This window comes from Acetivibrio clariflavus DSM 19732, from assembly GCF_000237085.1.
GTDB classification, from domain to species: Bacteria; Bacillota; Clostridia; order Acetivibrionales; family Acetivibrionaceae; genus Acetivibrio; species Acetivibrio clariflavus.
Window position 1 is genome coordinate 2,262,491 of the sequence record NC_016627.1, and the last position, 20,807, is coordinate 2,283,297.

The following is a 20,807-nucleotide window of genomic DNA, read 5'->3' on the forward strand; positions in this document are numbered from 1 at the left end:
TAAGGAATCAGCGACTCATATACTATCCTTTCAGATAAAACAAATAAATCAAAACTATTGAAAATTTAAAATATTTCATAAAAATCCCTGGACAGTCTTAAAGAATACAATAAAATCCTCCTGGAAATCAATAACATACTTTCAATTTTAGGATATATTATTAAAATAAATTTGTGAAATTTATATAAAACCTTGAAAAAAGACTATCACTATTTTATGACCATCGCTCCTGAAATAATTTCTACAACAGATATCAACTCTATACATAATAACTTATAATCAAAAGCTTCAAATATGCATAAATACAGGTCAGTGACAATGAGATGTTATTAAATAGATATTAACATAACTTTTTTAAAAAAACAACTATTAAAAAATTAATAAAATAACTATTAATTATAAATTTATAATTGCTTTTGTTCAATCACATCTATTACCGCCAAATGGTAACAGATGTGATTGTTAACAATAAATTCTATAATAAATTTTACACAAATTCTAAAATAAATTCAATAACAAAAACTAAAGATTTGGAACTTTTTTGAATAACTAAATTCTATCGTCACAATATTTTCTAATTTCTTGCAGCGCCCTTTGAGCCATTTCATAATTTTTCTTTCTCTTATCTCTTATTTTAACTCCAAGTCCTTCCATTAATCCAAAATTTACATTCATGGGTTGAAAATCCTTAACATTTTTATCAGAAATATAATTACTCAATGCTCCAATAGCTGTTGTCCTCGGAAATAAAACATCACCTTTTCCCAAAAACTGCATTGAAGCATTAATTCCGGCAACCAAACCTGAGGACGCAGATTCCACATATCCTTCTACACCGGTAATCTGCCCTGCAAAATATATATTTGGATTTTTTCTCATTCTGTAAGATGGTTCGAGAAGTTTTGGGGAATTTATGAAAGTATTTCTATGCATAACGCCATATCTTACAAATTCGGCATTCTCCAGGCCCGGAATCATTCTGAATACTCTCTTTTGTTCAGGCCATTTCAGACGTGTCTGAAACCCCACAATATTATAGAGGGTTCCCTCACTATTATCCTGTCTCAGCTGAACTACAGCATAAGCTTCGCTCCCGGTGTTAGGATCAATAAGACCTACCGGCTTTAGTGGTCCAAATCTCAAAGTATCTATACCTCTTTTAGCCATTGTTTCCACCGGCATACATCCCTCAAAAACAACTTCTCTGTCAAAGTCCTTTACTTCCGCAAGTTCAGCGTTTACCAGCTCATTCCAAAAGTTTTCGTACTCTTCCTTATTCATTGGGCAGTTGATATAGTCCTCAGTTCCCCTGTTGTACCTTGCCGCCCTAAAAGCCTTGTCCATATTTATTGAATCAAAAGTAACAATAGGAGCTGCTGCATCAAAAAAATGAAGATATGCTTCTCCAATCAATTCCATAATACTTTTTGACAAACTCTCAGAAGTCAGCGGACCGGTTGCAACAATAGTAATCCCTTCTTGCGGCAGCTGTTTTACTTCTTCATTTATTAATTCAATATCAGGATTTCCCTTTATTAATTCTGTTACCTTTTGGGAAAATCCTACTCTATCTACAGCTAATGCTCCACCCGCCGGAACTCTCGTTGCATCGGCACACTTCATTATTATTGAGTCAAGCATCCTCATTTCTTCTTTTAAAAGTCCGACGGCATTTTCCAACTGGTCGGACCTCAAAGAATTGCTGCACACAAGTTCAGCAAAAGTTTCAAGATGATGAGCAGGAGAATAGTTTTTGGGCTTCATTTCAAAAAGCCGCACTTTTATTCCCCTTTTTGCAATTTGATAGGCAGCTTCACATCCTGCCAGTCCTGCACCTATCACATTTATATAATCGCACATAATCTCTACCTTTCATTATTACTCTTCCTTTTTTCGTTCTCCATCTTTTATAAAGTCACATTCTTCATTACTGCACTTAAGTTGAACTTTCTTTCCCAAATACTTCTTCAATAAGAAGTTTCCGCATTTAGGACAACTTTCTTTCGAAGGCATATCCCAGCTCATAAAACTACAGGTGGGATTATTCTCGCATCCCAAATATTTTTTACCCTTTTTAGATTTTTTAATATATACCTTACCGCCGCATTTAGGGCATTTAACTCCGGCCTCTTCCAGAATAGGCCTTGCATTTCTGCATTCGGGAAATCCCGGACAGGCTAAAAATTTGCCAAACCGACTCATCTTTATTACCATGTTCCTTCCGCATTTTTCACAGATTTCATCAGTTACTTCATCCGGAACCTCAACATTTCCGATCTTCTCTTCTGCTTCTTCCAATACTTTAGCAAATGGAGAATAAAAGCTCTGCATCACATCCACCCATTTTTTATATCCCTCTTCAATGTCATCAAGCTTTTTCTCCAACTGGGCAGTAAACTCAACATCAACTATATCCTGGAAATATGTTTTCATAATATCGTTAACTATTTTACCCAATTCTGTAGGCATTAATGTTTTTCCGTCCTTTACTACATATCCTCTTGCCAATATTGTAGTAATAATGGGTGCATAAGTACTCGGCCTGCCTATTCCCTTTTCCTCCAGAGTTTTTACAAGGCTCGCTTCGGTATATCTTGGAGGTGGCTGGGTAAAATGCTGCTTCGGTTCTATTTTCTTCTGTTTTAATTCCTCACCTTCTATAAGATCAGGAATGTCATTTTCCTTTTCTTCCCCTTCTTCATCCTTGCTTTCCTGGTATAAAACCGTAAAACCAGGAAATTTCAGCATCTGTCCGTTTGCTTTGAAAGTATAGTCACCAATTGTGATGTCAGTGCTTATTGTATCGTATTCTGCGGATGCCATCTGACTCGATACAAATCTTGACCAAATAAGCTTGTAGAGCTTGTATTGATCCTTTGTAAGGGAATCTTTTATTGAATCGGGATCCATATTGACTTGTGACGGTCTAATACATTCATGGGCATCCTGGGAAGCATTTTTATTTTTAAATACCCTTTTTTCTGTAGGAAGATATTTCTCTCCGTATTTTTCCTTAATAAATTGTATAACATCCTGCTGCGCCTCGTCGGAAATCCTTGTGGAATCGGTACGGATATAGGTCACAAGACCTAATGCGCCAACTCCCTTTATATCTATACCTTCATAAAGCTGCTGAGCAACAATCATGGTCTTTTTAGTACTAAATCCCAATTTTCGCGCCGCTTCCTGCTGCATTGTACTTGTAATGAAAGGAGGCGCAGGAGATTTCTTTTTCTCTCCCTTTTTTATTTTTTGCACAATAAATGGCTTTCCCTTAATATTTTCAAGTATTCTTTTTACATCGTCTTCACTTTTAAGTTCCATCTTTTTGCCGTCTTTACCGTAAAACTTGGCATTAAACGAACCCTTTTCGTCTTTCTTTTGAAGTACGGCATCAATTGTCCAATACTCTTCGGGAACAAATTTTTCAATTTCTTCTTCCCTGTCACAGATCAATCTTGTAGCAACCGATTGAACTCTTCCAGCACTGAGTCCCTTCTTAACCTTTTTCCAAAGTATTGGACTTATCTTGTAACCAACTATTCTGTCTAATATTCTTCTGGCCTGTTGAGCATTAACAAGGTCTAAGTTAATCTCTCTGGGCTCTTTCATTGCATTTTTAACTGCATTTTTAGTAATTTCATTGAAAGTCACTCTACATTTCTCTTTGCTATCTATATTCAACAAATAAGCCAAATGCCATGATATAGCTTCTCCTTCCCTATCAGGGTCAGTTGCCAGATAAATCTTTTTGGCGTTTTTTGCTTCCTTTTTTAACTTGGAGATAACATCTCCTTTACCCCTGATAGTAATATACTTCGGTTCAAAATTATTTTCGATATCCACACCCATTTGACTTTTTGGCAAATCCCTTACATGTCCTACAGAAGCTATTATCTTATAATCCTTCCCTAAAAACTTGCTAATTGTATGAGCTTTTGCAGGAGACTCAACTATAACCAACTTATCAGCCATCTTTATCCTCCTGTCATGTTTGTCTACATTATTTTGCAATAATCTTATTATACTCATACACAAAAAAAATGCAAAATAATGAAATACAGTTTTTTACGTTAATACTTCATTGTCATCCAAAGGCTTAATTATTGACAAAAATCTATGAGTTTTAATAATGATGTTTGAGTTCTTTAAAAACAGCAATTGAATTGCTTTTAAATCACCTATTATTTTATAATATTTATTATTATAATATTATGTATATGCGTATACAAATAATAATTTATAAATTTAATTTGTATATTTTCCCCGTGAGCTGTTGAACTATTCCTTTCAATTCCAACATTACAATAACCGCATTTACCACCTTTATGTTCAATCCGGTTTTTACCGCAATATCGTCGATATGAGCAGGTTCCAATTTCAAACATTCCACGATTTTTATTTCATCTTCATCAAGTCCCTTAAGCAATTTATCATCTTTCAGCTTTTTTGTAAATGAACCATAATTACTTTCATTAAAATATGCATCAATTTCTTCTAAAATATCATCCAAAGAAGTAACCATTTTGGCCCCTTCTTTTATAAGTTTATTGGTTCCTGTGCTGTTTATGCTGTTTACATTCCCCGGCAATGCGAATACTTCCCGTCCCTGTTCCAGTGCAAAATTTGCTGTAATCAGGGATCCGCTTTTTTCTCCTGCTTCTATAACAATAACACCCATGGACATTCCGCTTATAATCCTGTTTCTCGCCGGGAAATTGCCGGCAAGCGGTTTTGTGCCGGGTAAATATTCCGATATGCAAGCCCCATTTTCAATTATTTCTTGCATAAGTTTTTTATTTTCATAAGGATAAACTATATCCAGTCCGCAACCCAATACTGCAACAGTTCTTCCCCTTGCACTTAAAACTCCTTTATGGGCATATGTATCAATTCCTCTCGCCATTCCGCTGACAATCGTTATACCGCACTTTGATAGTTCACGCGATATAACTTCTGCCATATTAAGCCCATAGGACGTAGCTCTTCTTGAACCCACCACCGCTAAATATTTATCGTCTTTTTGTATACTACCTTTCATATAAAGTATTATTGGCGGGTCATAAATGTTCTTTAAATATTTCGGATAGTCCTCATCCTCTATGGTTATTATTTTTATATTATTGTCAATTATATTTTCAATATGCTTATTTACTTCTTCTTTATAATCTTTGTTCAAAAGATTAGCTATATCCGTCTTCGTTAAAAAAGAAAGAGAAGCCAATTCCATCTCCTTTGCAGTAAATATATTATACGGATCAATAAAATATTCAAGAAGCTTTTTACTTTTAACCGCCCCAACACCCGGGACTGACCCAAGCCAAACCCAATATTTATATTTGTCAAGCATTATTATAAAACTCCTCATTTTAATAATATAATCTCATGATATGTTATCGTACACTAAATAATAAATCTTAAGAGTGTAAATATAAGTATAGAGAATTATATAAAAATCTGCATCAGCAAGTCAAAATTTATTTGGTACGCTTTGTTTTTCAGGTTACCATCTACAGCAATATTTCATTACATTCTTTGCTTTGTTTTTAAAATAAAGCTATATCTACTATTTTACTTCCATGTTTAATAATATGTATACGTTAAAAATCATTATTTAGCATTTTTCAATTGTTTTTGCAGTGATAAATCTGTATAATTAAATATATAGCAATAAAAAAATAGTATTTTCGGAAGGTCGTGTCATATGCTGTCAAAGGTTAAAAGCTTTGGGCTTATGGGTATTGACGGATATGTTGTCATAGTTGAGACGGACATATCTACCGGAATTCCGGCATTTGACATAGTTGGACTTGGCGATACAGCAGTTAAGGAATCTAAAGAACGTGTCCGATCAGCTATCAAAAACGCAGGTCTAGAATTTCCCATCAAAAGAATTACAGTCAATCTTGCACCGGCAGACAAAAAAAAGGAAGGTTCAGCTTTTGATTTGCCAATAGCCCTCGGAATACTAATTGCCACAGAACAAATAGTTAACAGGGAAATTGATAATTATGCTTTTATTGGCGAACTTTCATTAGACGGTGAAATAAAACCGATTAAAGGAATCCTTCCTATGGTAATCAGTGCAAGGCAAAACGGAATAGAAAACATTATTGTACCGATGAAAAATGCTGATGAAGCGGCAGTAGTTAACGATATTAATGTGCTGCCTGCACAAAATATAATTGATGTAGTAAACCACTTAAACGGTGCTGGTAAGTTAAATATTCATGCCATTGATATAGACAAGCTCTTTGAAAATAATATGGAGTATGATGTTGATTTTGCTGACGTCAAAGGTCAGGAAAACGTAAAACGTGCTTTAGAAGTCGCTGCAGCGGGAGGCCACAACTGCCTAATGATAGGCAGCCCCGGGTCCGGTAAGACCATGCTTGCCAGAAGACTTCCCACCATTCTCCCCGCCATGACCTTTGAAGAGGCACTGGAAGTCACCAAAATACACAGTATAGCAGGAACTTTGCCCGATAATGTGTCCCTTATCACAAAGCGGCCGTTCAGGGCGCCCCATCATACCATTTCCAATGTCAGCCTCATCGGAGGTGGAAAGTACCCAAAACCTGGAGAAATAAGTCTTGCACATTTTGGTGTACTGTTCTTAGACGAGCTTCCCGAGTTTGACAGAAATGCATTGGAGGTTTTAAGGCAGCCTTTAGAGGACGGCATTGTCACTGTTTCAAGAGTCAATGCAACCTACACTTATCCTGCAAGAACTACTTTGATATGCGCTGCAAATCCCTGTAAGTGCGGAAATTACCTTGATGAAACCAAGGAATGTACATGTACTCCCAAACAGATTCAGCAGTACTTGGGAAAATTAAGCGGCCCCTTACTTGATCGAATCGATCTTCATATAGAAGTACCTTCAGTGAAATTTACCGACCTTGCAAACCGAGAAGAAGGTGAGAAATCCTGCGTAATAAGGGAAAGGGTAAATAGAGCCAGAAAAATTCAACAGGAAAGGTATAAAGGATTAAACATATATTCCAATGCAGAGTTGACTCCTTCGCTTATAAAAAAGTACTGTAAACTTGATGACGAATGCAGTGATATTCTAAAAAACGCTTTTGAAAGATTAGGTTTAAGCGCACGGGCTCACAACCGAATTCTTAAAGTGGCAAGAACCATAGCAGATCTTGATGAAAGCCAGAATATACGTAAAGAACATCTGCTAGAGGCAATACAGTACAGAAGCCTTGACAGGAAAATATAAATATAAAGTAAAAAACTGCCGCAAAGGATGCAGTCCTTCGCGGCAGTTTTTTATTTTTCCTTATTCTTCAACATGGAACTTAGAAATCATACCTAAAAGCCTTTGTTTCAAAAGTGCATAGTCCACAGAATTTATATCCCCATCACCATTAACATCGGCTTCACTCTCAAAGAACGTATTTTCCGGAAGTTTCATACCCAGCAAATAGCTTTTCATCAGCGCATAATCTATGGAATTAATATTATTGTCATGATTCACATCACCAACAAGATATGTATTGGATGTGGGAGTTGGTGTCGGATTTGGAATCGGGGTTTTTGTCACATCCGGAATATTTAAATTTCCAAAATGTTTAGCTGTTGCTGCCAGTGCCCCAACAAAACCTGCATTGTAGTCAATGGCAACTTCAGTATATTGATATTCATATACGCTTTCTTTAAATACATCATCGGCACCGGGACCGCCTATCAAAGCACCGAGTAAAAGGTACTTCGCCGGTGCTGTATTGGCATTGTCTGCGTAACCGATTGCTCCCTGTGCAGCTCTATGGTGAGGATGTTGGGTCCATTTGTTGCCCATTCCTATCACATAGGACATTTTTTCAGGGTTGTCGCCTAAAATATAATCAATCTGAGATTTCAACAAGTCAAGATAACCTTGATTGGGATTCTGTTTATAATATATAGCGGCAACCATTGACGCAGCTGCTGCATATCTTAATACTCCCCAATAATTCAAGTATTTCAAACCGCCGGGAGTTGTTTGAATATCATACATCCAATAATTCAAGTTATATTCTACACCATCTTTATAAATCTTTTCCCCGGTTATCTCAGCTAATTTAACAAGGGCAGGAACATACATGTCATCCCAACACATGGTCCATCTTTTCTTAAAAGGATCATCTCCACTTTCATTTTTTACAACAATAAATTCTTTCGCATCATTAATATATGAGCTGTCTCCGGTGGCAGTATATAACCATACCGCTCCCCAAGCCAAGTCATCATAAATACTGGTGGATCTGTAAAAATACTGCCCATCTCCAGGACCTTTATTGGTAGTTCCCATTTTGTATAACTCTTTTGCTGCTTGAAGGCATTTATTGGCATATGCCGAGTCAATATCCCTGTAATTTAAATACATAATTGCAAGAGCAGCTGCCGTTTCTCCTAAAACATCACTGGCAGGATTATTTTTATTTGCCACACATTTAGTAGGCCTGTCTTCCGATTGAAGTTCCGGTGGTCCCCAATAATTGTGGTCTTCCTCACCGTCTCCTACTTGATAGTAAAAAGTATCGGCATCGGGATGGCTCTTTAAAAAATAATCTGTAAAGTACTTTAGCTGTTCAAGCATTTTCGTCTTGTTGCCGGTTGCTTTAAACACTTCATCATATTCATACAATGCCCACCCAAGCACTGATGCTGTATATCCTTGAGGCAATCCGAACTTTACATGGTCTCCGGCATCATGGTACCCTCCTGTTAAATCTAAGCCTACATCCTGTCCGTCTTTTGTATGACACGGACCTCTCCAGTCAAAAATATTGTTTGTTTTTACATCTTTGCCGCATTTATTCGCATCATAGAATCCGATGGCATTTTTTAGGGCCAATGAGTAATCATATCCTGCTGCTGAAACGTTCTTCATTGGTATCAATATCGTTGTTGATAGCATCGCGACACAAGAAAACAATGTAATAACTCTTTTAAGATTTCTTTTTCCAGCAAACATGCACTTTCCCTCCCGTATATAATATTTGTTAATTATAAAAAACTAAAAGCAAACTCATCTATTGAATCTTATAAGTTATCCTTTTATCTTACTGCATAGATGAAGTCTGCTTAATTTTCTTTTTATTTTATATTAATGATTTCGATATATAATTTGTCTAAAGTCTTCTACGTCCAATAAATATATTCATTACCACATAAAAATTACTTTCTAAGACCCAATTATTTACCCTGTTTTAATTATATCACAAGCTCAAATCAATAATCAACAAACCAAAACAGGCTGAATTCATAGTTTTTCTCCATTTGAAATGTTAAAGTCAAACTGATATAATCAATATATATTTCAGCAAATATTTAGAATTGAAGTATAAATTTTCAAGAGGGGATGTGCTTATATGGACTATGAAAAGCTTATCAGTTTGGCAAATGAGGTTAAGAAAAATGCCTATGCGCCGTATTCCAATTTCCATGTAGGAGCAGCATTAATCACTGATTCAGGCAAGGTATATACCGGTACAAATGTTGAAAATGCTTCTTACGGTGCAACAATATGTGCCGAAAGAACTGCCATAGTAAAAGCTGTATCTGAAGGTGAGAGAAAGATAAAAGCACTTGCCATTTCCGGCGATTCGGATGATTACATTTATCCATGCGGTATTTGCAGACAAATTATATCGGAATTTGCCGATGAAGATTTTGTAGTTATTTGCTGTAATAAAAAAGGCGAATATAAGGTTTTAAGCATAAATGAAATCTTACCCCATCCCTTTGTATTTGAGAAAAACTAATAAAAATTTTTATCTTCAAGTAATCCGGAATATTTCATTAATAAAGGGAAGTGCTCGGCATTTCCCTGTTTTATATTCAAAGCTCTGTTTAATACCATTCTTTGTATCTCTCAAATAGTTTGAAGTAACATAAATATCTTCCTTAATTTCATTGTCAATTTTCTGTCATATAGTTTTCAAATATTTTCACAACAAGTTTATTTGTAAAAGTAACAATTTACAGGTATAGAGAATATAAATATACAAGATTTATGTAAATTATTTAAATTAAAAATCAAATCTTGTTTTTAAGTCCAAAGATGCAACCAATAACTGCATGCAATCAAGCATTTTGAAAGGAGAAAAGTAATGAAGAATAATAAGATTAAAAAAAAGGTGGAAGAGGTATTTAATGAATCACACAGGACAGACCTTCAAACCCGTCTAAATACTTTTATATTCTACTTAAAAAAAAGCAATATTGATGAACTCACCGAAATAATGGGCCAAGTTAACATAGATCCTATTATAGATAAAACTCTTGAAATAGATAAAGAAACATTAAAAAATTATTGCATAAATTTTTCTGAAATCAAAGGAAGGCTGACTGAATCCGACTTCGATAAAATACGTTTAATTTGCGGTCCAAAAGGCGATGTTGTGGTCAATAAACTTAAACAGTTGCTAGACTGGTAAATTTAGGCATAAGTAAAATTTCCGATTTATGTGCTCATTCTGTATAAATATAGGATAAGCATTATAGTATCAATATTTATCATATAAAAAAGCTGTCTGATATCTTATCTTCAGACAGCCGTTTCATTTTCAAAAAAGTATGTATTTACTTTTTATTTAACAACTGTTACATCTCCAGTACTTAATTCTATATCCAGAGTACTTAATTTAGTATCTGCAAAAGTAGCTTTACCAACTATCGCCAATTCACTTTCACTGCTTTTTGCATTGTCTTTTACCTTAAGCCTAACAGTTGCAAGAACTCCCTCAGTTCTTATTACTCCATCCTCTTGCATAGTTTCATTTAAGAAAAGCATTCTAATCAGATTTTCATCCTGTGAATAATGGTATGCAAAGTTCGTATCGGGATCTGTTATTATATCTCCCGGCTTAACTTCAACAAATTCCAAATTGTCATTATCGAAAGCTAAAGTTAAATTGAAAGTATTTAATCCTCTAGTTGTATCAAAGGACACATTAATCGGCACATCAATTGTTGTAGCCGGTTCAGCTTTAATTGTACCAATTACGGTCTTAGTTGTATCTGTAGGTTTTGGTGTTACTTGAGGAGTTGGAGTAACAGTTGTTTTCATATCAACTTCCACTTGTCTCAAATCTGCATTCCATTCAACAGGAACACCCAATGCGTCACCTAACGCTCTCAGAGGTAAGTAAGTTCTTCCCTCTACGACTATAGGCGGATTCTCAGAAATAAACTCTTGACCTTTTACCATTACTTTAAATGTTGCCTTATAGGCTGTCCAACTTGTAACGGTACTTGTAGCAGGTTGCACCGGAGTATTTGTTTGGGTCGAATCAGGCTTTTTGTCCGTCATAGCAACTTCAGCCTGTCTCAATTCTGCATTCCATTCAACAGGAACACCTAACGCATCGCCCATAGCCCTAAGTGGCAGGTAAGTCCTTCCCTCAACAACTACAGGTGGATTTTCCGAAATAAACTCTTCCCCCCTTACAAATACTTTAAAGGTCGGTAATTCTGCTTTCCAACTAGTTGCTTCTTCAGCAAATGTACATACACTAGTTGCTAAAATACCTCCGATAATCAAACCGCTGATAAATTTTTTCATAACTTAACACGCTCCATTTAGTATTTTAGTATAGTTAATAGTAATTATGCTTTATTATACCATATGCAGCGTAAGCTTGTCACCCTCTTAAACAACTAATATTACAGCACTTTCAGGGCAATTGCGTAAAATTTCTGCTAAACTTAGTCACAAACCGATATTTTTCTAATTTCTACATAAGTAGATTTTTATCTGCAAATAATGTATTATTTATAATATTTATTACAGCTTCTTTGTATTCATTGATAAAAAAATGCCCGGAATCGAATTCGTAAAAATTGCATTTCTTACAAGTACATTCACTCCACAATTCAATCTCTTTGCTAGCTACGAAATCATCATATTTTCCATTTAAAATACTCATCTCGCAATTCAATTTCAATTTATCACCGTTATGCTTATAGGTTTCTACCAACCTAAAGTCGTTTCTTAAAATCGGTAGGAAAAGCTTAAGTATTTCCTCATTTTCTATAACTTTTTGATCAGTTCCGCCCAACTTGACTATCCTATCAATAAATTCTTCGTCAGAAAGCAAATGTAGCATTTCCTTTTCCACTTCGATATATGGAGGATATCTGCCGGACATAAATACATGGACAGGCTCTTGCTTTTCGTAATAAATTATTTTGCGGAGACTTTCATAAGCAAGCAAAGTTCCCATACTATGCCCAAATATTGCATAAGGAGTACCGTCCAATTCTTCACATATAATTCCATAGACATCCTCTATAGCCCCATTTATGCTTTTGTACAACGGCTCACTAAAACGCTTGCCTCTTCCGGAAAGCTCTATCGGCTTTAAATCTATCCTTTCATCCAGGAGTTTCCTCCAACTCATGTAAAACGCTGATGAGCCCCCTCCATAAGGTAAACAAAACAGTTTTATTTTTTCCAAACATTATACCCCCTAATTTATCTTATTATCAAACAAAATATAATACTGCATTTTGCAATATGTATTCAGAACTTCTTTTTCTTCATCGGAAAGATTCTCTGTATAACTACCGTCGCTTTTTTTATAAAATCTTCTGGTAATAACAGGCAATACAGACTTTATATCCTTTAAGTAATTAAAATAAGCCGAATGGTTAAATCCCAAATAATCGAGAAGCACTGTTCCCAAATAGTTTGCACTTATTGTGGGTGCTTCCCCCACAGGTAAATCTCTGCCTTGTTCTTTAAATAAAGCCTTTGCCGAATTATTACTCCAAATAAAGTAAGGAGTTTCATAAGTGTTTAAGTATTCATCAATTCCATAGGATGTTCCCACTTTGTAGTTCATAGCTTTATATCCTGCAAATTCACTTCCCAGGAATGGAAGGTGGTCACCGAAATACAGCAAAACTACCGGTTCATCCAAGTTTTCCAATTGCTCGGTCAAATATCCCAATGCCTCATCATTTTGCCTAAGTCCGCCTGCATAATTGTTTATTAAGTGATAATATTCCTCATCCACAGAACCGTTGTGTTTTAAAATCTCAGGATATCCAATGGGCTCATTCGGATAGGGGCCATGATTTTCTATGGTAACAGTAAAATTAAAATACGGATTTTCAGGATTTTCTTTCAGATGCTCCCGGAAATCTTTCAATAAAAACTTATAAGTATCCATATCGGATATATAGCCGGTAAGAGTCTTTGTATTTCGTTCAGTTATATCAACAGCAAAAAAACGTTTATCAAACCCGAAGTAATCGTATACATTAAATCTGTTATAAAACCATTGATAGCCCGGATGCAGTGCTGTTGTTTTGTACCCGATTTCCTCCAATACTCTGGCCAAAGAAAAGGTATCCTTACGTACATATGCCGAATATGTATCAGCCCCCCAGTTTGCAGCACTGATGCAAATACCGGTCAGAAATTCACATTCGGTAGATGCAGTACCGCCTCCGTAAACGCCGGTAACTATCTTACCGTGATAAGCATTTTTGAGAATTTTGTTATAATTCTCCAGAGGATTAATGTTATCATAAAATTCAATCCCGGGTATTCTATCAATATCAAAAAAGGCTTCGCTCATTATCGCAATAACGTGAGGTTTTTTGTTCTTCAACGAATCTAAGTTTGTCGAAACTTCAACAGCTCCTTTATTTTCAAAATTTTTCAGTACCTTTTTTGCCTCCTGGACCTGATACCCTTCCGGTGCTGTCAATTTCAATGTATTTGCCTTAACAAGAAAGGAATACATAAAGCCCCTTGACCTTACTATATCCACTGAAGAATAAATAGTACCCTCAACTTTAAATTTATCATAAAACTTGCTATTTTTATAAACGGTATTATATAAACCAATTAAAACCAAAACAGAAATTATTGTTCCGGCTATTCTGAAGTACCACTTCGAAGGTTTTGATTTCAATATTAATAGCACAGCAACCGCACTAATTAAAAATAAAACTGTTACTATGATCAAATCGATATCTATCGGAAGCTCATTTATCTTTATAACTTTAGTAGATTCATTCCCAAGCAAAATATCTGCCGGTACAAATGGTTCATGCCTAAGGCTGATTTTAAAATAATTTATCATCTGCATAATTAAATAAAAACTGCCTGAAATCAGATATGAAACCCATATTCTTGCTGTAAGGAAATAAATACATAACATCATCAGCGTTAACGGCAGTGTATTTAATAAAAATAAAACGGGCTGCACCAAGTAAAGCAGCAAAACTTTGGGTGAAAAGGCCGAAGAAATAAGAATCCCCATTACTGATACAACTAAAGACAATGCAATAACAAACAACATACTTCTCCAATTGCTTTTTAAATTAATTTTAGGTAAAAATAAAATTTTATTTATTTTTTTACAGCTATTCTTATCCACTTCAACATCCTACCTTTATCAAAATATTAATCATTTATGCTCGTCTTCATACTTTAGTGCCAAATATTCAGCAACAGTAAATAATTTTTACGAAACGGTATACATAATTCCTCTAAAAAATTTTAAACAATTTTAACATATAATATATCTTTAAATCAATTGACCTGCCTCCCGGTTTAGTCTCTTGTTTTATTGAATTTAAGCAAATTATATGATAATATAAAGAAAAATGCAGAAAATTTTTATTTATGTCTTTTTTACTGCATAAATCATATTTATGATATAGTTTTACCTTGAACTTATTTAGATTTTTTAATTTAAATAATTTTATATGGAAAAATTAGGGGTAACAACACAGCGTTTTATAAAGCAATTTTTATTAAGCAGTATTCACCGTTATGTTCATTCTATTCTACATCCAATTAAACAATTTCCCTATTAATTTTATTAATTAATTTCATTTATGATGCAGCATGTATATATATTTATAGTTATAGTAATAAGTTGATATTTTCGAAAAACATGCACTGCAAATATTGCAATTAAGGCCATAAAACATTTTTTATAAATCGTATTTATATAATGAAGCCTAATTTATATATTTTTTTATTAAGTTCAATAGGTTTTCTGTATATAAATTATTTTTTGATTTTTATACTCTAATGACGCATATAATTTTTATTTAAATATTTTTAGGAGGAAAGAAATATGAAAAAACTTATTATTTTTTCAGTCCTGCTGGTATTGCTTGTTGCATTGTTGCCAACACCGGGTCTGCAAATTTCTGCAGAGACAACCAATGTCGGCGCACCGGATGACGACTGGCTTCACGTTGAAAACGGCTATATTGTTGACAAGTATGGCAATAAGGTATGGCTGACCGGTGCCAACTGGTTCGGATTTAACTGCAGAGAAATGATGCTTCTGGATTCTTATCACAGTGACATTATAGCCGACATACAAATTGTTGCAGACAAGGGTATAAACGTAGTCAGACTACCGATTGCCACCGATCTTTTATATTCCTGGAGCAAAGGTATATACCCTATGTCCACAGATACCTCTTACAACAACCCAATTTTAGCAGGTTTGAACAGCTTCGAACTGTTTAATCTGATGCTGGAAAACTTTAAAAAAGTGGGAATCAAAGTTATTCTCGATGTACATAGTCCCGAAACCGATAACATGGGACATAACCATCCCCTTTGGTATAAAGGAGAAATAACTGAAGAAATATTTAAAGCTGCTTGGGTATGGGTAGCCAACTATTATAAAAATGACGATACAATTATCGGATTTGATTTAAAAAACGAACCCCATACCAATACCGGTACACTTAAGTTTAAATCCCAAAGTGCTATCTGGGATGATTCCGATCACAAAAACAATTGGAAAAGAGTAGCCCAGGAAACCGCACTGGAAATATTGAAAGTACATCCCAATGTTTTAATATTTGTCGAAGGCGTTGAAATGTATCCTAAAGACGGCAAATGGGACGATGAATCCTTTGATACAAGTCCATGGACCGGAACCAACGATTATTACGGAAACTGGTGGGGCGGTAATTTAAGAGGAGTCAGAGATTATCCCATCGATTTGGGAAAATATCAAAGCCAGCTGGTTTATTCACCTCACGATTATGGACCTATAGTATATGAACAATCTTGGTTCGCTGGGGATTTCGTCACTGCCAGTGATGAAGAAGCCAAAAAAATACTTTATGAACAATGCTGGAGAGACAACTGGGCATATATTATGGAAGAAGGAATATCCCCGTTACTCCTCGGTGAATGGGGCGGAATAACTGAAGGCAATCACAAACTTCTTGACCTTAACCTTAAGTATTTAAGATGTATAAGGGATTTCATCCTTGAAAACAAATATAAACTCCATCACACTTTCTGGTGTATAAATATTGACTCAGCCGATACGGGCGGATTGTTTACCCGTGACGAGGGAACTCCATTCCCCGGTGGAAGAGATCTGAAGTGGAACGATAACAAATATGATAATTACTTGCTGCCTGTTTTGTGGAAAAATGAAGAGGGTAAATTCCAAGGCTTAGACCACGAAATACCTTTGGGTAAAAACGGTGTGCCATTGCCAAAAGGTACATCACCAGTAACACCGACAAAGACTCCTGTAACACCGACACCTACTTCAACACCTACACCTACTCCTTCAAACGTTATAAAAGGTGATATTAACGGAGACGGTGAAATAAACTCAATTGACTATGCAATATTGAAAAGTTACCTTCTCGGATTAACCAAAAACTTACCTGCGGAAGATGAACTTGCCGTTGCTGATTTGAATGGAGATAAAGAAATCAATTCCATTGACTATGCACTCTTGAAAATGTATCTTTTAGGTATGATAAAAGATTTCTCTTGATTTTTACGAAATTAAAAGAGCCATCCCAATCGGATGGCTCTTATTTATTTCACATTATTCTCTACCCTATTGTCTCTGTTTCCATATAGTTCTTATTCTTTTTAATTCTTTTTGCTTCATTCAATACTTTAAGCTCCCAATTTTTATCATCTTTAGATACTATTAATACATTAAAGCCATATTGTATCCCATTTTGTTTTACAGAAATATCATCGTCAACATGCAAATCAATTCCGAATTTTGATGGTACTTTTGATGGCATTATTTCTTTTCGTGTTCCCTGAACCAATTCTTTATGAATCTTTTGATTTATAACTTTACTCAGCCTTATACCGTAAACTCCAAACAGACGTTTAATATAACCAACACTTCTTTCCGATGTAGTATAAACACAAATATCAAATCCTAAGGATTTTAACTCTTCACACAAAGCTTTCGTTCCTTTACGCAACTTTTCCTTAAAAAACAAAGCTCTGATAAACTTGACAGGCTTTTCATATTCAGTATCTTTGTCTGTTAATATTAATGTATCATCCAAATCAAAAGAAATTTTCATAAAAACTCTATATCACCCTATTTAAAATAATCCAATCAGTATGGTATCATGCTGATAAATTTTTTCAGTGATATTTATTCGCTTCTGATTGATTAATCCCTTTATTAAAAAATTGATTTTTTTCTTCGGCTATTTAGTATATAAGCAGCAACAAATGATCCTAAAACTACGATAATATCTATCAAAATAACTTTCCAATTTCCTTCTGCTATGTTTTTAGGAATATTTATAATCATCCCCAATACAAAGAAGATAACAACAGAACCTAATATAATGATAATAGCAATCTTCGATTTTTCTTTGAATCGATCAGCACCAAACAAAAGAATATATATCACAACTAAAAGAAGCAAACTGGTCATAACTCTTTCTCCTTATAAATTCAGTATTTTTTGCCGCAATCCAAAACATAAAAAATATTGATTTTGGAAATTTTAAAAATATTTTTTGCAAATTTAACTTTATTTGTACACTGCAGTTATTGGCACTTCTTAATAAAATCATTCCTCCAGGCATTATAATTTATATTTTTTATGTCTTCAAAATTCTTTCCTTCCAAAGAATAAATTCCTCCTGCCGGAACAAGTGAAAAGTCCGCTCCTTCATAATCCGGGTTTGAGTAACCTCCTATAATCTTATTTTCACATACCATTATACTTAAACATGTTTTTTGATTAGGTGATTTATCATCCAAAATATGTTTTTTCACTTTATATGTATAAGTAGATATTGTTTTCCCCATATATCCGTCGGGTTCTGAATATTGAACAGACCAAATGTTCCAATTATTATATATCCACTCTTTATCTACTTTTACTTCTTAACTCTTCCCATTTGACATTATTATTTCATATCCTTTTTTAATTATATAATTATCAATATCTTCAAGTGATTCAATACTAATCGGCTCAAATGCTTCATTTCTTACATTGTTATTTTTGCCGGTTTCATTTTTACAGGCTATTAGCATACAAAAAAACACTATTAAAACAAAATTTGTGTTCAGAGCAAACTAAAGAACATTACTCGGTCTTTATTAATAAATATTAGCTCTATCTTTATAACAAAAACAGCACCATTGTTATACTATCCTAACCATATTCTATCAATTCCTTTATTTTTTGTCTATGTAATTTTTTAATTTTCAAACTCCAACCTCTGCAATAAATAAAAAGCATCTTCATAATTTCTTAATGAGAAGCCCGTATACATATGTAAAAAACTCTGATTATAAATGAAGTGTAATTTGTAGCTTTCTGCGAAAATATATTAAACTATATTCTCATTAGCAGCTGGAAACTTGTGGGAATGTTCAAGATTAATCATAATAACCTTATCGTCTTCTAAAAGTAAAGTATCACCAACCGGAACAATAATTTCGTTACCTCTTCGTTGAACCATAATTATCAGATGATTGTGCGGCAGCTCTAAGTCTTTGATATATTTGTTTTCCCACTTGTGCCCTTTAGTAATAGTAAATTCAATAAGCTCTTGTCCCTGTTTATCAAAGTGTACTTCACCGCCTATGACAATTAAATCATTTTCCTCAATAACTACCTCACCTCTGGGGACAATAATTTTACCATTCCGTTCAATCTTGGCAACAATAAAGTCAAATGGGAGGTTTAAATCCTTTATTTTTTTGCCAATTAAACTACTATTCGGATGAATTCTTGTTTCTAAAAAACCAATTTCTGCCCTGTCCTGATAATAGTTAAAGGTCTTTAAGACTGTATCCCTAGGATCTATCATATCCAATCGTTTTGATGCAATTGGCATTAAACCACCTTGAATCAATGAGGAAAGCACACATATACCAAATACTATATGATAAACATCGATTGAAAAAACCGCAGAACTATTCACAGCCTTTATTGCAAAAGCAATAGCTGCAGCACCACGAATACCTGCCAATGAAATTATGTTTAATTGATTGAACTTAAGTTTAAAAGGCAGCATTAATCCATAAACGGCTGCCGGTCGGGCAACTATAGTCATAAACAGCATAATGGCAAGTGCCAACGGTAATGCCTCAATAAATTTAGATAGTTCGGACAACAAACCCAATATGAAAAACAGGCCTATCTGCATTATTTCAGTAAATCCATCAAAGAAAAATATTATACTACGCTTACCTCTAAATTCTATATTACCAAGATAAATACCTAAGATATAAAGGGCTAAATATCCATTGCCACCCAGTAAATCTGTCGTAGCATATGTAATAAGCATTATAGAAGCCATCAATACAGAATAAAGCCCATCGGATTCCAATGAATAATTTTTTAGTAATTTCCCAGTAACAAGGGAAAAGACAGCCCCAATAACAATTCCGATAACTACCTGAGATAAAATAAGAATTGGTATAAACAGTTTTGAACCTAATATTGTTGATAAAAATACCATAGTCATCGTAAAAGCAGTCGGGTCATTTGAGCCACTTTCAAGTTCCAGTAGGGATGCTGTATTGTATTTCAAGTTCAGGTTTTTTGAGCGTAATATATTAGAGACACTGGCATAATCCGTTGAACCTACAATAGAACCAATGAGCATACCTTCTAATAACTCAAACCCTAAAACATAATGACAAAATAAACCTGTTAATAATGCAGTTGAAACAACTCCTAAAGAACTAAGTATAATTGCCTCCTTTGCAACCGGTTTTCCCATCTTCCAATTTGTACCAAATCCTCCGTAAAACATAACAACCATTAATGCTACTGTAGAAAATCCATCCGCAAATTCGTAATTTCCAAAGTCAATACCTATGCTAAAGATCATGCCCAGCACAATAAATAATAATAAAGCAGGTATTCCACGTTTATTAGAAAAACGAATAGCAAACAACGCAAGGATAAAAATAATACCTATAGTTAAATAAGACATATATGATCCCTTTCTATTAAATATTGTAGTATTAATATCAAATATAATGAAAACTTTTTAGATTGAGATTCAAACCATCGATTTGAGTATTTTATTGTTCATTATATTATAACATATTCTAAGTTTTTTCAAAGCAATTTACATCTTTTTTGATTTGTTCATTTTCGATATGTACGGGACCATATAATATCCTATTTATATCTCAAAAGAATTTATGTCCGCAATTATTACATTCTTTATCGTTTACATCCCGTTTACTGAAACAGATTGGACATTCATCCTCGTTTGCTTTTGAAGTTTCATAATCTTCCTCTAAAGGTTGTGTACCAATTTGTCTTTCATTATAAAGTCTTTCAACGTACTCTCTTCCGTCATCATAGAACCAAAGGATATAACCGCAATTATCGCATATGTAGTTTAAGACACAACGATCAAAATCTATAAAAGTCATTAATCTCGGATTAAAAATGGTTTATCTCCTTTTAAAGTTCTCCCCTTTACAGATTGGGCATACCAATTTGTATCCATTTAATTCAACCATAATCTTTACCCTCTTACATTTATTTAATATACTTTGTACA

The 20,807-nt window shown here is 34.3% G+C and carries 17 protein-coding genes; 4 read left to right on the forward strand and 13 right to left on the reverse strand.

Going from position 1 to position 20,807, the window contains the following annotated elements:
• Nucleotides 1–549: 549 nt before the first annotated feature.
• The 3 genes from trmFO to dprA all read right to left on the reverse strand — a co-directional run bounded on the left by trmFO (nucleotide 550) and on the right by dprA (nucleotide 5,350).
• Nucleotides 550–1,860: a methylenetetrahydrofolate--tRNA-(uracil(54)-C(5))-methyltransferase (FADH(2)-oxidizing) TrmFO gene (trmFO, locus tag CLOCL_RS09615; RefSeq protein WP_014255153.1), complete on the reverse strand. Its 1,311-nt coding sequence runs from the start codon at nucleotides 1,858–1,860 to the stop codon at nucleotides 550–552.
• 18 nt (nucleotides 1,861–1,878) lie between these two features.
• Entirely contained in the window at nucleotides 1,879–3,975 is a 2,097-nt protein-coding gene (gene topA, locus CLOCL_RS09620) for a type I DNA topoisomerase (protein WP_014255154.1), read from the reverse strand.
• 265 nt (nucleotides 3,976–4,240) lie between these two features.
• Nucleotides 4,241–5,350: a DNA-processing protein DprA gene (dprA, locus tag CLOCL_RS09625; protein WP_014255155.1), complete on the reverse strand. Its 1,110-nt coding sequence runs from the start codon at nucleotides 5,348–5,350 to the stop codon at nucleotides 4,241–4,243.
• Nucleotides 5,351–5,704: 354 nt separating this feature from the next.
• Between dprA and CLOCL_RS09630 the strand changes: the two genes are divergently transcribed.
• Entirely contained in the window at nucleotides 5,705–7,231 is a 1,527-nt protein-coding gene (locus CLOCL_RS09630) for a YifB family Mg chelatase-like AAA ATPase (RefSeq protein WP_014255156.1), read from the forward strand.
• Between the two features lie 60 nt (nucleotides 7,232–7,291).
• Here the strand turns inward: CLOCL_RS09630 and CLOCL_RS09635 are convergent, their stop codons facing one another.
• Complete coding sequence (locus CLOCL_RS09635; RefSeq protein WP_014255157.1) at nucleotides 7,292–8,968, reverse strand: glycoside hydrolase family 9 protein; 1,677 nt, start codon at nucleotides 8,966–8,968, stop codon at nucleotides 7,292–7,294.
• A gap of 397 nt (nucleotides 8,969–9,365) precedes the next feature.
• On the opposite strand from CLOCL_RS09635, the gene cdd reads away from it, so the two are divergent.
• Both cdd and CLOCL_RS09645 read left to right on the forward strand, forming a co-directional pair.
• A complete protein-coding gene (gene cdd / locus CLOCL_RS09640; protein WP_014255158.1) occupies nucleotides 9,366–9,758 on the forward strand; it encodes a cytidine deaminase in 393 nt (130 codons plus the stop codon).
• A 348-nt stretch (nucleotides 9,759–10,106) separates the two neighbouring features.
• Nucleotides 10,107–10,433 carry a hypothetical protein gene (locus CLOCL_RS09645; protein ID WP_014255159.1) on the forward strand — a complete coding sequence of 109 codons (327 nt, stop codon included), beginning with the start codon at nucleotides 10,107–10,109 and terminating at the stop codon, nucleotides 10,431–10,433.
• Between the two features lie 152 nt (nucleotides 10,434–10,585).
• Here the strand turns inward: CLOCL_RS09645 and CLOCL_RS21060 are convergent, their stop codons facing one another.
• The 3 genes from CLOCL_RS21060 to CLOCL_RS09660 form a co-directional block, all read right to left on the reverse strand.
• Nucleotides 10,586–11,560, reverse strand: coding sequence for a cohesin domain-containing protein (locus CLOCL_RS21060; protein WP_014255160.1), 975 nt, complete (start codon nucleotides 11,558–11,560; stop codon nucleotides 10,586–10,588).
• 172 nt (nucleotides 11,561–11,732) lie between these two features.
• Nucleotides 11,733–12,455 (reverse strand): thioesterase II family protein, encoded by a 723-nt coding sequence (locus CLOCL_RS09655; protein WP_014255161.1) that lies wholly within the window; start codon nucleotides 12,453–12,455, stop codon nucleotides 11,733–11,735.
• 12 nt (nucleotides 12,456–12,467) lie between these two features.
• A complete protein-coding gene (locus tag CLOCL_RS09660; protein ID WP_014255162.1) occupies nucleotides 12,468–14,390 on the reverse strand; it encodes an LTA synthase family protein in 1,923 nt (640 codons plus the stop codon).
• Between the two features lie 708 nt (nucleotides 14,391–15,098).
• Between CLOCL_RS09660 and CLOCL_RS09665 the strand changes: the two genes are divergently transcribed.
• Entirely contained in the window at nucleotides 15,099–16,784 is a 1,686-nt protein-coding gene (locus CLOCL_RS09665) for a cellulase family glycosylhydrolase (protein WP_014255163.1), read from the forward strand.
• A gap of 61 nt (nucleotides 16,785–16,845) precedes the next feature.
• Here the strand turns inward: CLOCL_RS09665 and CLOCL_RS09670 are convergent, their stop codons facing one another.
• From CLOCL_RS09670 to CLOCL_RS09690, 6 genes are all read right to left on the reverse strand, one after another.
• Nucleotides 16,846–17,340 carry a hypothetical protein gene (locus CLOCL_RS09670; RefSeq protein WP_014255164.1) on the reverse strand — a complete coding sequence of 165 codons (495 nt, stop codon included), beginning with the start codon at nucleotides 17,338–17,340 and terminating at the stop codon, nucleotides 16,846–16,848.
• A gap of 104 nt (nucleotides 17,341–17,444) precedes the next feature.
• Nucleotides 17,445–17,702, reverse strand: a complete 258-nt coding sequence (locus CLOCL_RS09675; RefSeq protein ID WP_014255165.1) for a hypothetical protein — start codon at nucleotides 17,700–17,702, stop codon at nucleotides 17,445–17,447.
• Between the two features lie 116 nt (nucleotides 17,703–17,818).
• The gene (locus CLOCL_RS23170; RefSeq protein WP_245532868.1) at nucleotides 17,819–18,034 is read right to left on the reverse strand and encodes a hypothetical protein; all 216 of its coding nucleotides are present in this window, start codon (nucleotides 18,032–18,034) and stop codon (nucleotides 17,819–17,821) included.
• A gap of 126 nt (nucleotides 18,035–18,160) precedes the next feature.
• Nucleotides 18,161–18,310 carry a hypothetical protein gene (locus CLOCL_RS23175; RefSeq protein WP_245532869.1) on the reverse strand — a complete coding sequence of 50 codons (150 nt, stop codon included), beginning with the start codon at nucleotides 18,308–18,310 and terminating at the stop codon, nucleotides 18,161–18,163.
• A gap of 299 nt (nucleotides 18,311–18,609) precedes the next feature.
• Nucleotides 18,610–20,226: a potassium/proton antiporter gene (locus CLOCL_RS09685; protein WP_014255166.1), complete on the reverse strand. Its 1,617-nt coding sequence runs from the start codon at nucleotides 20,224–20,226 to the stop codon at nucleotides 18,610–18,612.
• Between the two features lie 202 nt (nucleotides 20,227–20,428).
• On the reverse strand, nucleotides 20,429–20,677 hold the full coding sequence (locus tag CLOCL_RS09690; RefSeq protein WP_245532870.1) for a hypothetical protein: 249 nt from the start codon (nucleotides 20,675–20,677) through the stop codon (nucleotides 20,429–20,431).
• Between the last annotated feature and the right edge of the window lie 130 nt (nucleotides 20,678–20,807).

Coding starts and splice junctions, on each gene's coding strand:
- trmFO (WP_014255153.1), bottom strand. CDS start 1,860: ATGTGCGATTATATAAATGTGATAGGTGCAGGACTGGCAGGATGTGAA.
- topA (WP_014255154.1), bottom strand. CDS start 3,975: ATGGCTGATAAGTTGGTTATAGTTGAGTCTCCTGCAAAAGCTCATACA.
- dprA (WP_014255155.1), bottom strand. CDS start 5,350: ATGCTTGACAAATATAAATATTGGGTTTGGCTTGGGTCAGTCCCGGGT.
- CLOCL_RS09630 (WP_014255156.1), top strand. CDS start 5,705: ATGCTGTCAAAGGTTAAAAGCTTTGGGCTTATGGGTATTGACGGATAT.
- CLOCL_RS09635 (WP_014255157.1), bottom strand. CDS start 8,968: ATGTTTGCTGGAAAAAGAAATCTTAAAAGAGTTATTACATTGTTTTCT.
- cdd (WP_014255158.1), top strand. CDS start 9,366: ATGGACTATGAAAAGCTTATCAGTTTGGCAAATGAGGTTAAGAAAAAT.
- CLOCL_RS09645 (WP_014255159.1), top strand. CDS start 10,107: ATGAAGAATAATAAGATTAAAAAAAAGGTGGAAGAGGTATTTAATGAA.
- CLOCL_RS21060 (WP_014255160.1), bottom strand. CDS start 11,560: ATGAAAAAATTTATCAGCGGTTTGATTATCGGAGGTATTTTAGCAACT.
- CLOCL_RS09665 (WP_014255163.1), top strand. CDS start 15,099: ATGAAAAAACTTATTATTTTTTCAGTCCTGCTGGTATTGCTTGTTGCA.
- CLOCL_RS09670 (WP_014255164.1), bottom strand. CDS start 17,340: ATGAAAATTTCTTTTGATTTGGATGATACATTAATATTAACAGACAAA.
- CLOCL_RS09675 (WP_014255165.1), bottom strand. CDS start 17,702: ATGACCAGTTTGCTTCTTTTAGTTGTGATATATATTCTTTTGTTTGGT.
- CLOCL_RS23175 (WP_245532869.1), bottom strand. CDS start 18,310: ATGCTAATAGCCTGTAAAAATGAAACCGGCAAAAATAACAATGTAAGA.
- CLOCL_RS09685 (WP_014255166.1), bottom strand. CDS start 20,226: ATGTCTTATTTAACTATAGGTATTATTTTTATCCTTGCGTTGTTTGCT.
- CLOCL_RS09690 (WP_245532870.1), bottom strand. CDS start 20,677: ATGACTTTTATAGATTTTGATCGTTGTGTCTTAAACTACATATGCGAT.